The organism is Pseudomonas paraglycinae (assembly GCF_021601625.1).
Classification (GTDB): domain Bacteria; phylum Pseudomonadota; class Gammaproteobacteria; order Pseudomonadales; family Pseudomonadaceae; genus Aquipseudomonas; species Aquipseudomonas paraglycinae.
This window is the reverse complement of the sequence record NZ_BQHR01000002.1, coordinates 488853-503818: the sequence shown is the minus strand read 5'-3', so window position 1 is coordinate 503818 and position 14966 is coordinate 488853. Positions and strand designations below refer to the sequence as shown.

Annotated in this window: 14 protein-coding genes; 3 read left to right on the top strand and 11 right to left on the bottom strand. The window is 63.5% G+C overall.

The window, feature by feature from the left end:
* Together L6D82_RS04555 and L6D82_RS04550 are read right to left on the bottom strand one after the other, a co-directional pair.
* Positions 1-659: TPM domain-containing protein (locus L6D82_RS04555; protein WP_236188212.1), on the bottom strand; the 659-nt coding region annotated here is incomplete at its 3' end.
* 13 nt (positions 660-672) lie between these two features.
* Positions 673-1281 (bottom strand): LemA family protein, encoded by a 609-nt coding sequence (locus L6D82_RS04550; protein ID WP_007957897.1) that lies wholly within the window; start codon positions 1279-1281, stop codon positions 673-675.
* A gap of 259 nt (positions 1282-1540) precedes the next feature.
* On the opposite strand from L6D82_RS04550, the gene bglX reads away from it, so the two are divergent.
* Positions 1541-3832: a beta-glucosidase BglX gene (gene bglX, locus L6D82_RS04545; protein WP_129974296.1), complete on the top strand. Its 2292-nt coding sequence runs from the start codon at positions 1541-1543 to the stop codon at positions 3830-3832.
* Between the two features lie 140 nt (positions 3833-3972).
* On the opposite strand, the gene L6D82_RS04540 is transcribed toward bglX, so the two are convergent.
* From L6D82_RS04540 to L6D82_RS04500, 9 genes are all read right to left on the bottom strand, one after another.
* Positions 3973-5130: a phospholipase D-like domain-containing protein gene (locus L6D82_RS04540; protein WP_236188209.1), complete on the bottom strand. Its 1158-nt coding sequence runs from the start codon at positions 5128-5130 to the stop codon at positions 3973-3975.
* 1 nt (position 5131) lies between these two features.
* A complete protein-coding gene (locus L6D82_RS04535; protein ID WP_085605441.1) occupies positions 5132-5722 on the bottom strand; it encodes a YceI family protein in 591 nt (196 codons plus the stop codon).
* Positions 5723-5803: 81 nt separating this feature from the next.
* A complete protein-coding gene (locus L6D82_RS04530; RefSeq protein WP_085748215.1) occupies positions 5804-6574 on the bottom strand; it encodes an IclR family transcriptional regulator in 771 nt (256 codons plus the stop codon).
* Positions 6575-6633: 59 nt separating this feature from the next.
* Positions 6634-8091 (bottom strand): amidase, encoded by a 1458-nt coding sequence (locus L6D82_RS04525; protein ID WP_236188207.1) that lies wholly within the window; start codon positions 8089-8091, stop codon positions 6634-6636.
* Positions 8088-9398 (bottom strand): citrate-proton symporter, encoded by a 1311-nt coding sequence (locus L6D82_RS04520; protein ID WP_134022680.1) that lies wholly within the window; start codon positions 9396-9398, stop codon positions 8088-8090. Before L6D82_RS04520 ends, L6D82_RS04525 begins: the two co-directional genes overlap by 4 nt.
* Positions 9399-9477: 79 nt before the next feature.
* Positions 9478-10653 (bottom strand): M20 aminoacylase family protein, encoded by a 1176-nt coding sequence (locus L6D82_RS04515; RefSeq protein WP_236188206.1) that lies wholly within the window; start codon positions 10651-10653, stop codon positions 9478-9480.
* Positions 10654-10933: 280 nt separating this feature from the next.
* Entirely contained in the window at positions 10934-11236 is a 303-nt protein-coding gene (locus tag L6D82_RS04510) for an amidase (RefSeq protein ID WP_085748211.1), read from the bottom strand.
* The gene (locus L6D82_RS04505) at positions 11233-12312 is read right to left on the bottom strand and encodes a serine hydrolase domain-containing protein (RefSeq protein WP_236188205.1); all 1080 of its coding nucleotides are present in this window, start codon (positions 12310-12312) and stop codon (positions 11233-11235) included. The genes L6D82_RS04510 and L6D82_RS04505 overlap by 4 nt, the downstream gene beginning before the upstream one ends.
* 31 nt (positions 12313-12343) lie before the next feature.
* Complete coding sequence (locus L6D82_RS04500) at positions 12344-13249, bottom strand: acyl-CoA dehydrogenase middle domain-containing protein (protein ID WP_102718196.1); 906 nt, start codon at positions 13247-13249, stop codon at positions 12344-12346.
* Between the two features lie 153 nt (positions 13250-13402).
* Between L6D82_RS04500 and olsB the strand changes: the two genes are divergently transcribed.
* Both olsB and L6D82_RS04490 read left to right on the top strand, forming a co-directional pair.
* A complete protein-coding gene (olsB, locus tag L6D82_RS04495; protein ID WP_007957877.1) occupies positions 13403-14158 on the top strand; it encodes an L-ornithine N(alpha)-acyltransferase in 756 nt (251 codons plus the stop codon).
* A complete protein-coding gene (locus L6D82_RS04490) occupies positions 14158-14952 on the top strand; it encodes a lysophospholipid acyltransferase family protein (protein ID WP_011332835.1) in 795 nt (264 codons plus the stop codon). Before olsB ends, L6D82_RS04490 begins: the two co-directional genes overlap by 1 nt.
* The last annotated feature ends 14 nt before the right edge of the window (positions 14953-14966 follow it).

Genomic DNA, 14966 nt, shown 5'->3' with positions numbered 1-14966 from the left:
AAGCCGCCCCCTCCTCCGGAGCCGCCCCGGCCGGCGGGAAGGATACCGAGCATCTGGCAGACAAAAACAGTCAGGATGAACAACATCACCAGAAATACGAACAACGCCGGGTGGCGCGAGACGAAATCATCCGCGGGATCGCCGGCCGATTCATACACCGTGGAAGGTTCGTCCAGCGGATTGCCGCCCAGCACCACCAGCATCGCCGCCACGCCGTCGCTGATGCCCTTGCTGAAGTTGCCGGCCTTGAACGACGGTGTGATCACCTGATGAATGATCACCGAACTCTGGGCATCGGTCAGACGATCCTCCAGCCCGTAGCCGACTTCGATGCGCAATTTGCGCTCGTCCCGGGCGACGATCAACAGGGCACCGTTGTTCTTGTCCTTCTGGCCGATGCCCCAGTGCCGGCCGAGCTCGACGCCGTAGTCCTCAATAGTGGCGCCTTGCAGGTTCGGCAACGTCACGACCACCAACTGCTCACCGGTTGCCTGTTCGTGGGCCTGCAACTGCTGGCTCAGTTGCGCCCGTACCGACGGCTCGATCATCTGCGCGTCGTCCACCACCCGCCCGGTCAGCGCCGGAAAGGTCATTTCGGCCCGGGCGCTGACGGTGAACAGCCACAGCATCAGCACCAGGCCCATCTTCAACACACGCATGGGCATCCCCGGCTCAGAACTTCACTTCCGGGGCCTTGTCCGCGCCGGGGCTGGTGGCTTCGAAGGTCTCGCGGATCGGCAGATCGCTGTACATCACGCTGTGCCACAGGCGACCGGGAAAGGTGCGGATCTCGGTGTTGTACTTTTGCACTGCCAGAATGAAATCCCGTCGGGCCACGGCGATGCGGTTTTCCGTGCCCTCGAGTTGCGATTGCAGGGCGAGGAAGTTCTGGTTGGCCTTCAGGTCCGGATAGCGTTCGGACACCACCATCAACCGGCTCAAGGCACCAGTCAGCTGATCCTGGGCCTGCTGGAACTGTTTGAGTTTTTCCGGGTTGTCGAGGGTGCTGGCATCGACCTGGATCGACGTCGCCTTGGCCCGGGCCTCGATAACCGCCGTCAGAGTTTCCTCTTCATGCTTGGCGTAACCCTTCACGGTTTCCACCAGATTGGGGATGAGGTCGGCGCGCCGCTGGTACTGGTTCTGCACCTGGCCCCAGGCGGCCTTGGCCTGTTCGTCGAGGGTCGGAATGTTGTTGATGCCGCAAGCGGTCAACAACGTGGCCAGCACCAGCAAGGTGGCGACCTGCAAACGCGAGCGGTAGACAGGACTGACATTCATCGGACGGGTGCTCCCTTGCACATTTCATGAAAATTCGAGCGCGAAACCTTCTCGGTCGGCTCTTGGGGCATAATCGCCCGCGCCACTGGATTGCGGCGGGCCGATGGGCTAAAAAGAGGCCCTGCGCGATCACGCTGCTCGATCCGGCAGCGTTTATTCGGCGTCGTTTTTTGCGTCAACACCCGAACAACAATAGTCGCTCCCTAAATTTTGGCTGGCCGGCGTTGTAACGCCGTTTGCGCCCTTGAGAAAACTATTCATGAAGAAGCTGTGTTTGCTGGGCCTGTTCGTCAGCCTGGCCAGTCATCAAGTACTGGCCGCCACGACCCCGGTACCCCTGGAAAACAAGGATGCGTTCATCAGTAACCTGATGAAACAAATGACCCTCGACGAGAAGATCGGCCAGTTGCGCCTGATCAGCATCGGCCCGGAAATGCCCCGCGAGCTGATCCGCAAAGAGATCGCCGCCGGCAACATCGGCGGCACCTTCAACTCGATCACCCGCCCGGAAAACCGCCCGATGCAGGACGCTGCCATGCGCAGCCGCCTGAAGATTCCGATGTTTTTCGCGTACGACGTGATCCACGGTCACCGTACGATTTTCCCGATTCCGCTGGCCCTGGCATCGAGCTGGGACATGGACGCCATCGGCCAGTCCGGGCGCGTAGCAGCCAAAGAAGCCGCCGCCGACAGCCTCGACATCACCTTCGCGCCGATGGTCGACATCTCCCGCGACCCGCGCTGGGGCCGCAGCTCCGAAGGTTTCGGTGAAGACACCTACCTGACCTCGCGCATCGCCAAAGTCATGGTCAAGGCCTATCAGGGCGAGACCCCGAGCGCGGCCGACAGCATCATGGCCAGCGTCAAGCACTTCGCCCTGTACGGCGCTGTCGAGGGTGGTCGCGACTACAACACCGTCGACATGAGCCCGGTGAAGATGTACCAGGACTACCTGCCACCGTACCGCGCCGCGATCGATGCCGGCGCCGGCGGCGTGATGGTGGCGTTGAACTCGATCAACGGTATCCCGGCCACCGCCAACACCTGGCTGATGAACGACCTGCTGCGCAAGGACTGGGGCTTCAAAGGCCTGGCAGTCAGCGACCACGGCGCGATCTTCGAACTGATCAAGCACGGCGTGGCCCGCGACGGTCGTGAAGCGGCGAAGCTGGCGATCAAGGCCGGCATCGACATGAGCATGAACGACACCCTGTACGGCAAAGAGCTGCCGGGGCTGCTCAAGTCCGGCGAGATCGAACAGAAGGACATCGACAACGCGGTGCGTGAAGTGCTCGCTGCCAAGTACGACATGGGCCTGTTCAAGGACCCGTACCTGCGCATCGGCAAGGCTGAAGACGATCCGGCCGACACCTACGCCGACAGCCGTCTGCACCGCGCCGACGCCCGTGAAGTGGCGCGTCGCAGCCTGGTATTGCTGAAAAACCAGAACGAAACCCTGCCGCTGAAGAAAACCGCGAAAGTCGCGCTGGTCGGCCCGCTGGCCAAGGCCCCGATCGACATGATGGGCAGTTGGGCTGCCGCCGGTCGTCCGGCGCAATCGGTGACCCTGTTCGACGGCATGAGCAATGTGATCGGCGACAAGGCGAACCTGATCTACGCCCGTGGCGCCAACATCACCAGCGACAAGAAAGTCCTCGATTACCTGAACTTCCTCAACTTCGACGCCCCGGAAGTGGTCGATGACCCGCGTCCGGCCAACGTGCTGATCGACGAAGCGGTGAAAGCCGCCAAGGACGCCGACATTGTGGTTGCAGCCGTGGGTGAATCCCGTGGCATGTCCCACGAATCGTCGAGCCGCACCGACCTGAACATCCCGGAAAACCAGCGCGAACTGATCCGTGCCCTGAAAGCCACCGGCAAGCCGTTGGTGCTGGTGCTGATGAACGGCCGTCCGCTGACGATCCTCGAAGAGAAAGAACAGGCTGACGCGATTCTGGAAACCTGGTTCAGCGGCACCGAGGGCGGCAACGCCATCGCCGACGTACTGTTCGGCGACTACAACCCGTCGGGCAAACTGCCGGTGACCTTCCCGCGCTCCGTGGGCCAGATCCCGACCTACTACAACCACCTGAGCATTGGCCGGCCGTTCACGCCGGGCAAACCGGGCAACTACACCTCGCAGTATTTCGATGACACCACCGGTCCCCTGTTCCCGTTCGGTTACGGCCTGAGCTACACCGACTTCAGTCTGAGCGACATGGCGCTGTCCTCGACCACCCTGAACGCCACCGGCAAACTCGACGCCAGTGTCATGGTCAAGAACACCGGCAAGCGCGACGGCGAAACCGTGGTGCAGCTGTACATTCAGGACGTCACCGGATCGATGATCCGTCCGGTCAAGGAGCTGAAGAACTTCCAGAAAATCATGCTCAAGGCCGGCGAGCAGAAGGTCGTGCACTTCACCATCACCGAAGATGACCTGAAGTTCTACAACGCCCAGCTCAAGTACGCGGCCGAGCCTGGCAAGTTCAACGTGCAGATCGGCCTGGATTCCCAGGACGTGACGCAGCAGAGCTTTGAACTGCTGTAAACCCGGCGCCCTGATCGTTCGGATCTGATCGTTCCCACGCTCTGCGTGGGAATGCAGCCCGGGACGCTCCGCGTCCCAAAGCGGACGCAGAGCGTCCATTGAGGCATTCCCACGCAGAGCGTGGGAACGATCAATTGCGCTTAGCCGCGTCTGTCGAGCAAGTTGACCACCACCCGATCAACCCAGCCCCAGATCCGCTGCTTCACCCGCCGCCACAGTGGCCGTTTCCGCCATTCCTCCAGACTCACCTGCTGACTCAGGCCGAAGTCCTTCTCGAAACTCGCCGCCACCGCTGCCGTCAATGACGGGTCCAGCGCTTCCAGATTCGCCTCAAGGTTGAAGCGCAGATTCCAGTGATCGAAATTGCATGAGCCGATGCTGACCCAATCGTCCACCAGCACCATTTTCAGGTGCAGGAAACACGGCTGGTACTCGTAGATTTTCACCCCGGCCTTGAGCAGGCGCGGGTAGTAGCGATGCCCCGCGTAGCGCACCGACGGATGATCGGTGCGCGGCCCGGTCAGCAGCAGGCGCACGTCGAGGCCACGGGCGGCGGCCTTGCGCAGGGAGCGGCGGATTTTCCAGGTCGGCAGGAAGTACGGCGTCGCCAGCCAGATGCGCTGCTGGCCGCTGTTCAGTGCACGGAACAACGATTGCAGAATGTCGCGATGCTGGCGGGCGTCGGCGTAGGCCACACGGCCCATGCCCTCCCCCGTGTCCGGTACGCGCGGCAGCCGTGGCAGGCCGAAATGCGCGTTGGGCCGCCAGGCCCGGCGATGGCGGTTGGCGATCCATTGGCGGTCGAACAGCAACTGCCAGTCGAGCACCAGCGGGCCGGTGATTTCCACCATGACCTCGTGCCATTCGCTGGTGTCGTGGCCCGGCGTCCAGAATTCATCGGTGACCCCGGTGCCGCCGACCACCGCCAGACGCTGGTCGACCAGCAACAGCTTGCGATGATCGCGATAGAAATTGCCGACCCAGCGCCGCCAGTTCAGCCGGTTGTAAAAACGCAGCTCGACCCCGGCCCCGGTCAGCCGCCGGCGCAACGTGAGGGTGAACGCGAGGCTGCCGTAATCGTCGAACAGGCAGCGCACCCGCACGCCCCGCTCCGCCGCCAGTACCAACGCCTGCACGATGGTTTCGGCACAGGCACCGGCCTCCACCAGATACAGCTCCAGTTCGATCTGCTCGCGGGCGCGGGCAATCTCGCCGAGCATGCGCGGGAAGAATTGCGGGCCGTCGATCAACAGCTCGAAGCGGTTGCCATCACGCCACGGAAACACCGCGCCGCGCATGTCAGCGCGCCGTGAAGATCAGCACCGCACCCACCGGCACCGACAGACTGATGGCCGACAGGCCGGCCATGTTGCGCAGGCTTTCCAGGCCCGGCAGCAGATCGAAATCCTCGGCGCTGATCACCAGCGGCTCCAGCGTCACCACTTGAAAGCGTCGGTCATCGAGACGCGTGGCGAGCAGTTCGGCGGGGTATTCGTGCTGTTTGCCGTGCAGGTTGACGGTCAGCGGCAGGCGCAATTCAAGCTGCGCGCCGGGGGCCAGATCGTTGATCGGGCGCAGGTCGATTTGCGTAGTGATGGTCGCTTCGGGGAATTGCTCGATCTGGAACAACTCCTTGCGCATGCGCTCGTCGCGCAGCGGGATGCCGCTGTTGATCGAATCCAGTTCGACTTCGACCACGGCGCGGCCATCGGGATCGACTTTGCCGTGCAGCACCAGAAAGCGCTGCACTTCGGACACGTTGGCGTTTTTCGTGCTGACGAACGACAGCCGCGACGACTCGCCGTCCAGATACCAGTTGGCCTGGGCCGGCAGCGCAGCGGCGCCCAGCAGCAGGCCGGCGAAGGCGTTGCACAGAGAACGGTTGAACATTGAAGACTCGTGGGGCCGATAAACCTGCACGAACCTTAACTGGCCGTGGCGTTATTGCAAACTGTCAGTCTCTGCAAACACTCAGGCCAGTGCCTGCTGCACCTCGCCGATGGTCGACGCGAGGCTGTTGAGGTGCAGGCTCAGCACCCGCTCCACCGGCGCCTGATCCATCGGCCAGTGCAGCGCCATGCTGCCGACCAGCCGCCCTTGGGCACGGATCGGCAACGCCACCGCACGAATCAGGAACGGCAGGCGCACCGGGTATTCCCAATAGCCTTCGGTGCGCTGGCCGAAGCCCTGATGCAAGGCTTGTTCGGTGGCCTGCAACACACCGTCATCCGCCAGTTGTTCGCGTTCGGCCAGACGCTTAACGTCCTGGCTGTCGAGTTCGCCAAGGCACGCGCGGCCCATCGCCGAATGAAACAGGCTGGCGTGATGGCCGACGATCTGACAGTTGTTCGGATAGCGTTTGCGCAGCACTTGCGGGATCGCGCTTTCCATGACTTCGACCCGCTCGCCGTCGAAGCACGACAGATCCGCCACCAGCCCGGTGCGTTCGCTGAGTTCCAGCAGCATCGGCGCGGCGCTTTCCACCAGGTGGCGCTTGAAACGTTGCTGACGATCACCGAACAGCCGTTTGGCGCACAACCGGTAGCGACGGTCGCTGAGGCCGCGATAGATCCAGCCCTGCTCCTGCAAGGTCGCGAGCATCCGCGACACCGTGGCCTTGGGCAGAGTCGTCAGGTAGTGCAATTCCTCCAGCCCCAGCGCCTGATGCTCGCCGAGCAACTCGACGATGGCCAGCGCCCGTTCGACCGAGCGCACGCTGCCGGTGTCTGCCTTGCTGCCCATGTGTTCGACCTCCATGGATACGGATGAAAGATCACTTCGTGCAGCAAGATGCGGGCCGCTCAGGCCGATTGCAGGCATGCCGGCGGTCGCCGTTCGACCCAGCGGGTCAGCTGTTCATGGGCGTAGGCCAGTTGTAGCACCGCCCGATCCGCCTGGGCCGGGCCGATGATTTGCAGGCCCATCGGCAGCCCTGCCGGGTTGAAACCCACCGGCACGCTGATGCTCGGCAACCCCGCCAGAGTCGGGCCGATCACCACCTCCATCCAGCGGTGATAGGCGTCCATGGTTTGCCCGCCGACGACTCGCGGCCACGGCTGCTGTGCATCAAAAGGGAACACCTGGGCGGTGGGCAACAGCAGGAAATCGTAACGTTCGAACAACTCGCTCAACGCGCGATACCACTCGCTGCGTGCCACCGACGCCTGATAGACCTCGACAGCGGTCAGACGCAGACCGCCCTCGATTTCCCATTGCGCTTCGGGTTTGAGCAGCGCCCGTTTTTGCGGGTCGGCATAGGCCGCGCCGAGGCTGCCCTGCACCAGAAAATGCCGGTGCGTGAGCCAGGTCTGCCACAGGCGCTCCATGGAAAAGTCCGGCTGGCAGGCCTCGACCTGACAGCCCAGCGCACTGAAATCCACCAGCGCCGATTCACACAGGCTCAACACGCCGTCGTCCATCGGCAGATAGCCGTTGTAATCGCCGAGCCAGCCGAGGCGCAGACCGCTGCAGTCCTGTTGCAGATCCAGTCCGAAATCCCGTGGTTCATCAGCCAGCGACAGCGGCACGCGCGGATCGTAGCCGGCCTGGGTCGAGAGCAACCGCGCGACGTCGGTGACCGTGCGCCCCATCGGCCCTTCGGTGGCCAGTTGCTGGACGAACACTTCCGGCATCGGCCCATGGGGCACGCGGCCCTGGGACGGGCGGAAGCCGAACACGTTGTTGAACGCCGCCGGATTGCGCAGCGAGCCCATCATGTCGCTGCCGTCCGCCACCGGCAGCAGACGCAGGGCCAGCGCCACGGCCGCCCCGCCGCTGCTGCCGCCGGCGATCAGGCCCGGATCGTAGGCGTTGGTGGTGGTGCCGAACACGCTGTTGTAGGTCTGCGAGCCGAGGCCGAATTCCGGTACGTTGCTTTTGCCGATGATGATCGCGCCGCAGGCGCGCACCCGCGCCACGCTGATCGCGTCGTGCTGCGGCACTTGCTCGGCGAACAGCGGCGAGCCGAGGGTCGTGCGCAATCCGGCGGTGGCCGCCAGGTCTTTGATGGCCTGGGGCATGCCGTGCATCCAGCCCCGGGACTCGCCGCGATCCAGTTGCCGGTCACACTCATCGGCCTCGCTCAGCAGCACGTCCTGCGGGCGCATCGACACCAGCGCGTTGACCATCGGATTGAAGCGGTCGATGTGCGTCAGGTAGGCCTGCATCACCTCGCGGCACGACACCTTGCGGGCATGGATCGCCCGGGACAGCGCATCGGCGTCGAGGGCGACAATCGGATCAATGGCTAACGGACTCACGGTTTCACTCCCAGGTTGAGCGCAACGGATTTCTTCGCGCGTGGAGCCTCCTGCAAACAGTAAGTACCGAGCAGGGTCAGCAGGCAAGCGAACAAGACATAGAACGACGGCGCCACCGGGGTGTTCAGAACTTTACTCAGCCAGGTGACGATCAGCGGCGCGAAACCACCGAACACCATCACCGCCACGTTGTAGGCCACGGACACGCCGGTGGAGCGCACTTCAATCGGGAACTGCTCAGCCAATGCGGTCGGGGCCGGGCCGAAGAATCCGCCAATCGCCGCGCACAGCAGCAGTTGCATCACCAGCAAACGCTCGATCGAAGGCGCCGCCGCAACCCACACGTAAAGCGGATAGACCATGACGAAAAACGCCAGGGTGAAGGCCATCAGCACCGGCCGCCGACCGAGGCGATCCGACAGGGCGCCGGAGAACGGAATCACCACGGTCATCAGCGCTACCGCGAGCATCTGCACCAGCAACACCTGATCCAGCGGCAGACCGAGATTTTTGTGGGCGAAGGTCGGCATGTTCACCAGCACCACGTAGAACGACACCGTCGCCCCGCATGCCAGGCCCATCGACACCAACAGGCTGCGGCGATGTTCGCGCAGCACCTGCCACAGGCCCGGAGCGGCGCCTTTGGCTTTCTTGCGCGCTTCGAGAAACTCTTCCGGCTCTTCCATGTGCTTGCGAATCCACAGGCCCACCGGGCCGATCAACAGGCCGAGCACAAACGGAATCCGCCAGCCCCAGCTGTCCAGCGCTTCGGGGGAAAACAGGTGCGTGACCAGCGCCACCATCGCCGCGCCGCTGAACACCGCCAGGCATTGCCCGACCAGTTGCCACGATCCGTACAAGCCCTTGCGATGGGCCGGCGCGCTCTCCACCAGAAACGCCGTGGCGCTGGCGTATTCGCCGCCCGTGGCAAAGCCCTGAAGCATCCGCGCTACTACGATCAGCAACGGCGCGCCCATGCCGATGGCGGCGTAGTTCGGCGCGAACGCAATCAGGGCGATGGACACAGTCATCAGGCGGATGATCATCTGCATCGCGGCTTTTCGACCTTTGCGGTCGGAATAAATGCCGAGCAGGATGCCGCCCACCGGGCGCATGAAAAAGCCGACGCCGAAAGTCGCCAGCGCCATCAGCAGCGAAGCGTAGTCGTCGTCGGACGGGAAAAATTGCCGGGCGATGATGCTCGCCAGAAAGCCATAAACGATGAAGTCGTACCATTCCAGGGCGTTGCCGATGACGGCGGCGACCACTTGCCGGGTGCGCGAAACGCCTGCGTTCGAAGTCTGCATGGGGATTCTCCAGAAGCTGTTGGTTGACCACGCAGGCACGTGCGCACCTGCGTTCCAGCGGCAGCAAAAAGTGAAGAAATCAGGCCGGCTTGAGCCAGCTCTCGGTGAGCGCGCCCCAATACGCCGCGCCGGTCAGCAGAATGTCATCGTTAAAATCGTAGGCCGGGTTATGCACCATCGGCCGCGCCACGCCGTTGCCGATGAACAGGTACGCGCCGGGGCAACGCTGGAGCATCCAGGCGAAGTCCTCGCTGCCCATCAGTTTGGGTGTGTTGCCATCGACGGCGTCGGCGCCGACCAGTTCGACGCCGACCTGACGGGCGAACTCGGTTTCGGCGGCGTGGTTGACCAGTACCGGGTAGGCCGGGCGATGTTCGATGGTCGAGGTGCAGCCGAAGCTTTCGGCCTGGGCTTCGATGATCGAGCGCACGCGGTTCAGGGTCTGTTCGCGAACCTCGGCATTCAGCGCACGCAAGCTCAGGCGCAGGATCGCCTGTTGCGGAATCACGTTCGCCGCCTCGCCGGCCTGCAATGCGCCGACCGTTACCACCGCTGCCTGCTGGGCATCGATGTTGCGCGCGACCACGGTTTGCAAAGCCATCACCACACTGGCCGCAGCGACCAACGGATCCACCGCCAGATGCGGCATCGAGCCGTGGCCGCCGACGCCTTCGATGGTCACCGTGAGCAAGTCCTGCGAAGCCATCATCGGCCCTTCGCGAAAGCCCAGATGCCCCGCCGGCAGGCCCGGCATGTTGTGCATGCCGAACAGCGCATCGCACGGAAAACGTTCGAGCAGGCCATCGGCGAGCATCGCTTCGGCCCCGCCTTGCCCCTCTTCGGCGGGCTGAAAAATCAGCGTCAGGGTGCCGTCGAACTGGCGGGTCGCGGCCAGATAACGCGCCGCGCCGAGCAGCATCGCGGTGTGCCCGTCATGTCCGCAGGCGTGCATGCAGCCTTGATGGCGGCTGCTGTAGGCGACGCCAGTGTTCTCGATGATCGGCAACGCATCCATGTCGGCCCGCAACCCGAGTCTGCGTGTGCTGCTGCCGTTGCGCAGCACGCCGACCACGCCGGTCTTGCCAATACCGGTGTGGACTTCATAGCCCCACTCTTCGAGCGACCTGGCGACCAGCGCCGAGGTGCGGCTTTCTTCAAAACCGAGTTCAGGGTGGGCGTGAATGTCCTGGCGGGTGGCGTGCAGGTCGCTGGCCACATCGTTGAGCCAGGCCAGAATGTGCTGATGTCGGGGCATGACGGTTCTCCTCGCGCGGGTGTTCCCGGTCTTTTTGTTCGGTGTTGTTTCACGACACGTGAACGGCAGGTCGTGCTCACCGCCAGATAACCGCGAGACACGCGAGAGGACAATCGAATGTGGTTCCACAGGGTGGAACCGCAAGCTTTACCCATCCTGTGGGAGCTGGCTTGCCAGCGATAGCGCCGGCACAAGTGACATTTTCGGCGCCTGACACACCGCAATCGCGGGCAAGCCCGCTCCCACAGAGTTTTTCAGTGGTTTGCCAATCGGGTCTGAATCATGGATTGAGGCGACAGCCCTGGCGTTCGCCCTGCCATTGGGCGCTGTTGCTGCGTCCCAGGCCGCTGGCGGTGACTAGTTTTTGCGTGCGGTCATCGGTCAGTTCGCTGGGCAGCCACTGCTTCACGTAGCCCCGGCAATATTCGGCGTCGTTGTTCATGACGTAACGGCACGAACAATATTCCTTGGCGGTGTAGGCGCTGATGATGTCCGGGAAGGCCCACAGGTTTTCGCGCTCGTGCCAGCCCCAACCCAGCAGCAGGACCAACAGCACCAGCAGGATGCGTCTGAACAGTTTCATGGCCGCACCGCCCCGAGCACACGCTTGAGCAATTCGTTGTGGCGATAGCTGCCATCGCGGTCATTGGCGTAGCGCACGATCACCAGTTTCTTACTCGGGATCACGTACAACGCCTGACCCCAGTGGCCGAGGGCGACGAAGGTGTCGGGTGGTGCGTCGGACCATGGCGAGGCGGCGCCGTCTGCCGGGCGATTGAGCCACCACTGGCCGCCGGGTACGGCTTCGTCCTGATGGGCCTTGTAGCCGGCGAAGGGTTGGCGGTTGAAGGCGACCCAATCCTTGGGCAACAACTGCCGGTCGTTCCAGCGTCCGTCCCGTTCCATCAGCAGGCCGATTCGCGCCAGATCCCGGGCCGTCATATAGGCGTATGAAGAGGCGACGAAGGTGCCCGTCGCGTCGGTTTCCCATGTGGCATGGCGGATGCCCAAAGGATCGAAAAGCGCTGTCCACGGATAGTCGGGATAACGCTGCGGACCGACGATGGTTTTCAGCGCCGCCGCCAACAGATTGCTGTCGCCGCTGGAATAGCGGAAAGCCTGCCCCGCTGGCGCGTAGCTGTCGTGATCGGCGGTGAAGGCGGCCATGTCGCGGTGGCCACGGGTGTAGAGCATCGCCACCACCGAGGATTTCAGCGGGGCGTATTCGTAGTCTTCCTGCCAGTCGATGCCCGAGGCCCAGTGCAGCAGATCCTTGAGGGTAATGGCCGGGTGTTTTTCCAGCGCCGGATAATACTTCGCGGCCGGGTCATCGAGCTTGAACAGGCCTTCGCCGTACGCCACGCCGAGCACCGTGGCCATCAGGCTTTTGCTGATCGACCAGGTCAGGTGCGGGGTGTCGGCGGTGGTCGCGGCGGCGTAGCGTTCGTAGATGAGCTGGCCGTCACGGATCACCAGCAAGGCGTCGGTGCGGATGCCTTTTCGGGTGCTGTCATCGCGGGTCGGGAAGGCGTAGGCCTCCAATGCATCGACGGCCGGGCTGGTGAGTTTCGGGCCGGTCGGCCACTGCTCGCCCGGCCATTGTTCGGCCTGAACCGTGAAGCTGATCAGCAGCAGAAACAGGGACAGGCCTTTGAACATGGTGAGGGCTCTGGAGATGAACCTGACAAGACTAGCCGGGGTTCATGACAGAAGTGTTTTGGTTAGCCGCCAACGCCTTGGCCAGTCGTTTGGCCCGCGCGCCAGCCGCCAATTGCATGACCGATTGATCGCGCTGCCACATCGTCGCCCACTCGGGATTGCCGTCACGCAGTGCCTGATCGACTTCAGGTTTGAGCCCGTCGAATTGCGCAAACAAACCGCCGAGCAACAAATGCCCCGCCGGATTGTTCGGCGGCTGGCGACTGGCTTCCGAACATCCGGCCAACAGCGCCAGCAAACGCAATTGCAGCGGCTGCGGCCAGCCGCTGTCCTGACCGACGCCGTACAACCACGCGGTCATTGCACTCAACACGTAAACGTCTTCAAGGGTGCGGAACGGTTTGACGTAGGCATCCCAACCATCCCCGGCGAGCAACTCACACAACGCATCGTCGAGATGCAACCGGCCATGGCTGATGTCCGGCATCAACGGCAGCGCCGGGAGCTTTTCCACCCGCACGCCGGGCTCGCCGGGGTACACCACCGCCAGACTCAGGCGCGGTGATTCGCCGGGTTGCTCACTGCGCGCGGCGATCAGCAGCCAGTCCGCCGCATCGCCGGCGGTGACGAAATCCTTTTGCCCGGTGAGGCGCAGATCCGTGAGCCGGGTCTGCATGTCCGCCGGGCGCAGGCTGCGCTGCTCGGTCGCGCACATCGCACCGAGGCTCGGCGGCGCGCTCGGCCAGAGCATGCGCAGCGCCGCCTGATAGCCCACCAGAAACGCCAGCCCCGGCGTCGCCATCCGCCGCCCTCCCGCCACCGCCAGTTCGAACGGCGTGACGCTGCCCAGTTGATGCAGCAACGTGGCGAAGCCCTCCGCCAGATCGGCAACGGCGGGCAGGCGTTCGCGGCATTCAAGCAGGGTCGACCAGGTCATCAGAGGCTCCTCGTGGGCTGTCATATAAGCATCACCAAACATTCATGGCGATGACACCGGGGCTACATAGCCTGACTTTGCACAACACGGCTGCATAAAGAAAGTCGATCGGCTGCAACCCATGACGGGTTCAAGGCCCGTACGGAGATTCACATGACTCAGATCGCCCGCATCAGCGACACCGGCAATGAACGCCGCCTGCAAGCCGAACGCCTGATCGGCGCCGAGGCCCTGCAGCAAGCCCAGGCCTTGCGCTTCAACGTGTTCAGCGGCGAGTTCAACGCCAAGCTGAACGGCGCGGAGCTGGGTCTGGACATGGATGACTATGATGTTCACTGCAGCCACATCGGCGTGCGTGACCTGAACACCGGCCGCCTGGTGGCGACCACCCGTTTGCTCGATCACACCGCCGCCAGCAGCCTGGGCAAGTTCTACAGCGAAGAAGAATTCAGCCTGCACGGCCTCGCCGGCCTGCAAGGTCCGATCCTGGAAATCGGTCGCACCTGCGTCGACCCGGCCTACCGCAACGGCGGCACCATCGCCGTGCTTTGGGGCGAACTGGCCGAAGTGCTGAATCAGGGGGGCTACAGCTATCTGATGGGTTGCGCGAGCATCCCGATGCAGGACGGCGGCGTGCAGGCCCACGCGATCATGCAGCGCCTGCGCGAACGCTATCTGTGCACCGAACACCTGCGCGCCGAGCCGAAGAATCCGCTGCCGAGCCTCGACATTCCTTCGAACGTGATCGCCGAAATGCCGCCGCTGCTCAAGGCCTACATGCGCCTGGGCGCGAAGATCTGCGGCGAGCCGTGCTGGGACGAAGATTTCCAGGTCGCCGACGTGTTCATCCTGCTCAAGCGCGACGAACTCTGCCCGCGCTACGCCAAGCACTTCAAGGCGGCTGTGTAATGAGCCGGCTGCGGGTGTACGCGCGGATCGCGCGAGTGCTGCTGGTGGTGACGCTGGGTCTGAGCATGGCCAGTGTCTTCGGGGTGTTCGAGCGTTTGGGCCTGGCCCATTCGATGGAGCGTCGGCAGCGCTGGTCGCGGTTTTTCATGGCGCGTCTGAGCAATGCCCTGCCCTTTCGCGTGACCGTGCATGGTGAGCTGCCGAAACAGCCGATGCTGTGGGTCAGCAACCATGTGTCGTGGACCGACATTCCGCTGCTCGGCATGCTCACGCCGCTGTCGTTTCTGTCCAAGGCCGAAGTGCGCACCTGGCCGGTGGCCGGTTGGCTGGCGGCGAAGGCCGGCAGCCTGTTCATCCGTCGCGGTTCGGGCGACAGCCAGTTGATCCGCAAGCAGATGACCCGTCACCTGCAAACCGATCATCCGCTGCTGATGTTCCCGGAAGGCACCACGACGGACGGCCGTTCGCTGCGTACCTTTCACGGTCGCCTGCTGTCGGCGGCAATCGATTCCGAGGTGAAGCTGCAACCGGTGGCGATCCGTTATCTGCGCGAGGGCAAGATCGATTCGCTGGCGCCGTTCATTGGTGACGATGATCTGCTGTCGCACCTGATGCGTCTGTTCAGCAATGACTGCGGCGATGTCGAAATCCATCTGCTCAAGCCGATTGCCTGCCAGGGCCGGGAACGCGCGGCACTGGCATTCGAGGCACAACAGGCGGTGCAGAAAGCCTTGTTCGGCGATGTGCTCAAACCGGTCGAAGCACAACATGCCCGCGATCTGATCGCGGCCTGATCGGCGACTTCTGC